The sequence below is a fragment of the Microcystis sp. LE19-10.1B genome, assembly GCF_027530565.1.
GTDB classification, from domain to species: Bacteria; Cyanobacteriota; Cyanobacteriia; order Cyanobacteriales; family Microcystaceae; genus Microcystis; species Microcystis aeruginosa.
The window spans coordinates 1-1,039 of sequence record NZ_JAPZQM010000458.1 but is presented as its reverse complement, the minus strand read 5'-3'; the positions used below and the strand labels follow the sequence as shown (position 1 = coordinate 1,039).

The following is a 1,039-nucleotide window of genomic DNA, read 5'->3' as shown; positions in this document are numbered from 1 at the left end:
CCTTAAATGTTTCAGGATATACGACCCAAAAGCGTTTAAACTCTTCTGGATTCAAATTTTTTACTTTTTCGTAAGTCATTGTTTTTCTGAGTGTTTTACTTTATTTTACATAATCAGTTCCTATTTTTGCAGGAGGTCTACTATCACCACACTGTTGAACAAGTTTAGCACCTGTCTCTCTCCCTTGTTGAGATACATATAAATCCCGTCTATCTACAGCTTCTATAATTTTATCTTTATCTGATTTTGGTAAATCTTTCCAACCAGATTCACAATAAGAATCTGGATGTGTTTCATAGGCAAACTTACGAAAGTCATCAGATTGAAGCTCTAATTTTGCAAATAATTCAGGATCGGATTTTAACTTATTTTCCATTTTCTGCTGTAAAGATTTCCCGACATTTTTTAGAAATTCTTGCCCTTTTTTAGTCAAATTAGGATAAGTTTTATTCATAAATCTAGTCAAGTATTTATGTCCAAACTCTAAGTAATAATCTGGTGGTTGCTGGCTAGGATTTCTTTTCATAAAATCGTCGTAGCGAAATTGATAGTAATCTATATTCCCCAATGATTCTGGTGGATAAGGAGTAGGAATAATAGAACCATAATCAGCGCAATTTTTTGAACTTTTTTCTTCAAAAATATCAATACAGTCAGGCATGACCCATCCTTGTAGTTTAGTATCTTGATCAAATACCAAATACCAAAGATGATCTGCTTCATCTGTAACCCAGGCAAACTTTCCTGTAGGTGGAATCCGAACAACGTCAATATTAGTACCTGATTTCAAACAATGAATAATCTTGGCATTTATTGATGGTTGCGTTCGGAAATTAACACAACTACTACCTCTTACTTTATGAGAAGAAGTTTCACCATCAAATTTTTGAGCTAAAACTAGACCTCTTGCATAATTTTTTTATGGTATAATATAAGGTTTTGCTTTTTTCTCAATTCTTAGATTGAAGTGGAAAAAAGAATAAAATGTGATCTTAGGTCAGGAAATCATCTATAATTTTGCTATGTTTATTAGCAAAAT

General features: G+C 32.1%; 1 protein-coding gene. It reads right to left on the bottom strand.

What is annotated here, in order from left to right; all coding sequences use genetic code 11:
* Positions 1 to 100 precede the first annotated feature (100 nt).
* On the bottom strand, positions 101 to 790 hold the full coding sequence (locus O9332_RS16740) for a hypothetical protein (protein ID WP_288026517.1): 690 nt from the start codon (positions 788 to 790) through the stop codon (positions 101 to 103).
* Positions 791 to 1,039: the final 249 nt, after the last annotated feature.